This window comes from Okeania sp. SIO2F5 (genome assembly GCF_010692685.1).
In the GTDB taxonomy this organism is placed as follows: domain Bacteria; phylum Cyanobacteriota; class Cyanobacteriia; order Cyanobacteriales; family Microcoleaceae; genus Okeania; species Okeania hirsuta.
On record NZ_JAAHGU010000266.1, the window covers coordinates 1 to 3,189 of the forward strand.

The following is a 3,189-nucleotide window of genomic DNA, read 5'->3' on the forward strand; positions in this document are numbered from 1 at the left end:
ACTGCTCCATGGCCTCTGGAGTCAGCCAAAAAGTGAGACTCCCTCGCTGCTTTAAGGAGGCATCATACTCAGACCAGTTTTTGAGTCGATACAAGGACTTGGAGTTGGATTTAGACTTACTCTTACTCATATCTGCTGAGTGTAGTTTCGTGTACCATCTTGACTTCTTTATTTTTACCCTAAACATCATCTTTTGTGCAACAAAGCCAAGTTCGAGAAAAAATGCAACCCAGTCAAATAGAAAAAAATCAAGAAGTCAATAAACTGATGTTTGATTGCTTGGATATAGATGGAAGTGGCACAATTAGTTTTAAAGAATATGAGATATTGTTGAAAGCGTTGGGAGAAACCAATGAGGAAAGTATTAAACGTGGGTTTGAAAATATGGATCTAAACAAGAATGGTTCGAGATCACGAGATGAATATGCTAAAATTAGAAGTGGTTATTTCTCTTCTGACGATCCAGAATATGCGTCGAGGTTGTTTTACGGATCTTTCTAAGACTGCTAACACTGTTAATACTTAATAGGCAATAGACATCTCCAGAAAAGAGGGAACACCGGAGCTGGGAACAGGGAGAAATAATTGATAATTTATGGATAAAAATTGATTTGATTTTGGATGTTTGGAGATGTCTAATAGGCAATAGATTTACCGAAGAATTAATAATTAAATAATTAAATAATTCAGGTTTAAAGCCTCCCCTTTCAAGGGGAAAAAAGCGGTCGAGGGATGGCGAGGAAACCTTACCATATCCAATCGACCAAGAGAAGAAATTTTTTCCTTTTATTCAATCGTCTTCCTTTTAGGGAGAGGTAATTATCAATTATCAATTATTGAATATTGCTCCTTACTGAATAATTAAGATTTAAAGCCTCCCCTTTAAAGGAGAAAAAAGCGGTCGTTAGCGGAGCTTCCCGTAGGGTGGGGTGGCGAGGAAATCTTGCCATATCCAATCGACCAAGAGAAGAAAAAAAATTATCCTTTTAGTCAATCCTCTTCTTTTCAAGGAGAGGTGATTATTAATTATTAATTATTGAACACCAACTTAAATTTGAGAGAGATACATTTTTGCGAACATTTCCTCAATCAAAAAAAATGTTTAATCACCAAAAAGAATATTTAGCTCAAACAAGTTCCATAGACCGCTCCTTTAAACCAGCGATCGCCTATGGAGGGTCGGTAAATATCTCAGAAAACAGTCCCACTATCCTCGTATCCGAAAACAGTGATCGGCAAAATTCAGCGTCAGGAACTCAGAAAAAGGTTTGAAGCGGGTGAATTTAATGCCATATTGAAAGACTGAAGTCATATCAAATCCGGTAGCATCAGTGTAATTAGATAAAGAGGGTGGGGAATGTCGGCAGATAGTGAATCTGGGGGCAAATTTCCACCTTTTTCCCCTATTCTATTGCTTGATCTTCTGACTCCTTTGCTATAGGAAAAAATGGGTTGGTTAGGAAATAGACTGGTAATAAACCTTAGACAGGGAAATTTTTCCCACTTTTGCCTGTTGCCTGTTGCCTGTTGCCTGTTGCCTGCTATAAAAACCCGTACCGCGTGCCAAGATCCTAAATGGGTTCTATAAAAAAATAAGAACCTCACCAGATATTTGGCGAGGTTCTTAAATAAATTTAGCTATCAGTAACCTACAGTAACTAGATATTAGTCAAGGTTAGTCATAGATAGTACTGGCTCTGTTTCACGGTCGAGACCTTTCTCAAAACCACCTTCAGCAGCACGAGCGCGTCCCGCGTGCCATAAGTGACCAATCAAGAAGAAAAAGCCAAGAATGAAGTGAGCTGCAGCTAACCAAGCACGAGGGTTAACATAGTTAAACCCGTTAATATCAGTGATAATGCCACCTACGGAGTTGATGGAACCGTTAGGAGCATGAGTCATGTACTCAGCAGCACGACGTACTTGCCAAGGCTGAATATCGTTCTTTAACTTATTTAAGTCGAGACCGTTAGGACCACGAAGAGGCTCTAACCAAGGACCACGGAAGTCCCAAAAACGCATTGTTTCACCACCGAAGATGATTTCACCAGTAGGAGAACGCATTAGGTACTTACCAAGACCAGTTGGACCTTGAGCAGAACCAATGTTAGCACCTAACTTTTGGTCACGGACTAAGAATACAAAAGACTGAGCTTGAGAAGCTTCAGCGTTAGTTGGGCCGTAGAATTCGCTAGGATAAGCTGTGTTGTTAAACCATACGAAACACGCAGCAATCAAACCCATTAAGGATAGAGCGCCCAAACTGTAGGAAAGATAAGCCTCTCCAGACCAGATGAAAGCACGACGTGCCCAACCGAAAGGCTTAGTTAGAATATGCCAAACACCACCGAAGATACAAATCAGACCGATCCAGATATGACCGCCGATGATATCTTCCATGTTGTTAACACCGATGATCCAACCTTCACCACCAAAAGGAGCTTTAGCTAGATAACCAAAAATAACAGCAGGATCGAGAGTAGGGTTAGTGATTACCCTGACATCTCCACCACCTGGTGCCCAAGTATCATAGACACCACCAAAGAACATGGCCTTAAATACCAACAACAGCGCACCACAACCTAATAGGATTAAGTGGTAACCGATGATGTTAGTCATCTGGTTCTTATCTTTCCAGTCATATCCAAAGAAAGAAGAATATTCTTCAAGTGTTTCTGGACCACGAACGGCATGATAAATACCGCCTAAACCAAGAACAGCAGATGAAATTATGTGTAAAACACCTACTACAAAATATGGAAATATGTCAGTTACCTCGCCACCAGGACCGATACCCCAGCCCAAAGTAGCAACGTGGGGCATGAGTATCAAGCCTTGTTCATACATTGGCTTTTCTGGAACAAAGTGAGCAACTTCAAATAAAGTCATTGCTCCTGCCCAGAATACGATTAGACCTGCGTGAGCAACATGAGCGCCTAGCAGTTTACCGGATAGATTGATCAGACGGGCGTTTCCAGACCACCAAGCAAAACCGGTGGACTCGATATCGCGACCTCCCATCATGGAAGAATTAGAGAGCGTTACCACGTGGTAGAACCTCCTCAGGGAATATAAAGTTTTGATGTGGTTGATCTTGAGGTGCCATCCATGCTCGGATACCCTCGTTCAACAAAATGTTTTTGGTATAAAATGTTTCAAACTCTGGGTCTTCTGCTGCCCGTAACTCTT

Annotated in this window: 3 protein-coding genes and 1 pseudogene; 2 read left to right on the forward strand and 2 right to left on the reverse strand. The window is 41.2% G+C overall.

What is annotated here, in order from left to right:
• Positions 1-222 precede the first annotated feature (222 nt).
• Positions 223-501 (forward strand): EF-hand domain-containing protein, encoded by a 279-nt coding sequence (locus tag F6K27_RS32675; protein WP_287280087.1) that lies wholly within the window; start codon positions 223-225, stop codon positions 499-501.
• 597 nt (positions 502-1,098) lie between these two features.
• Positions 1,099-1,272 (forward strand): hypothetical protein, encoded by a 174-nt coding sequence (locus F6K27_RS32680; RefSeq protein ID WP_161564537.1) that lies wholly within the window; start codon positions 1,099-1,101, stop codon positions 1,270-1,272.
• A gap of 393 nt (positions 1,273-1,665) precedes the next feature.
• On the opposite strand, the gene psbC is transcribed toward F6K27_RS32680, so the two are convergent.
• Complete coding sequence (gene psbC / locus F6K27_RS32685) at positions 1,666-3,048, reverse strand: photosystem II reaction center protein CP43 (RefSeq protein WP_287280089.1); 1,383 nt, start codon at positions 3,046-3,048, stop codon at positions 1,666-1,668.
• Positions 3,032-3,189, reverse strand: a pseudogene (locus F6K27_RS32690) (photosystem II protein D2); the annotation flags it as partial. The gene psbC and the pseudogene F6K27_RS32690, both read right to left, overlap by 17 nt.

What these genes read in the sequence shown, in the direction of transcription:
- F6K27_RS32675 (WP_287280087.1), top strand. Translation starts at nt 223, where the DNA reads ATGCAACCCAGTCAAATAGAAAAAAATCAAGAAGTCAATAAACTGATG.
- F6K27_RS32680 (WP_161564537.1), top strand. Translation starts at nt 1,099, where the DNA reads ATGTTTAATCACCAAAAAGAATATTTAGCTCAAACAAGTTCCATAGAC.